We start from the raw sequence: 410 nt of genomic DNA, 5'->3' as shown, positions 1-410 counted from the left end.
TGTAGCCGTCCCAACCTGAGTCGGTGACCAACAGCTGAAACTCGCTGGCATACGCAGCGACTGGGCGACGACCTTGGCGCAGCGCCTCCAATCGTCGTGCGGCTGTAACTGCTTTGTTCGGATCCTCAAACCGTGCCCGTAACGCATCAATGAATCTGACAAAATCCTGGAGCAACGGATCCCGTCGCTCGAAAATTGGTGAGAACCATAGCAAAGCGTTTCCTGTGAGAAGGTCCCCAACCAACATCACCTTTTCGGAATCCGTGGCGTATGTCCTGGGTTTACGGGTGATGACCATTGATATTTGGTTGATAAAACCTCGCAGGGTGGATCGGGAACCGTCAAAAAGATCTGGGAGGCGGACTTTGGGTTCTGGCAAGGTCAACCGCTGCTGGTAGTGTTGCGACAAT

The 410-nt window shown here is 53.7% G+C and carries 1 protein-coding gene; it reads right to left on the bottom strand.

Features of this window, described 5'->3' with window-relative positions:
- Positions 1-410 (bottom strand): DUF4939 domain-containing protein (locus B5P40_RS32260; protein ID WP_181462980.1); only part of this gene is annotated, 410 nt, incomplete at both ends.

The sequence above is a fragment of the Bacillus sp. SRB_8 genome, assembly GCF_003264205.1.
GTDB classification, from domain to species: Bacteria; Bacillota; Bacilli; order Bacillales; family Bacillaceae_G; genus Bacillus_A; species Bacillus_A mycoides.
Note: the sequence above shows the minus strand (reverse complement) of the source record. Positions and strands in the feature narration are given on the sequence as shown.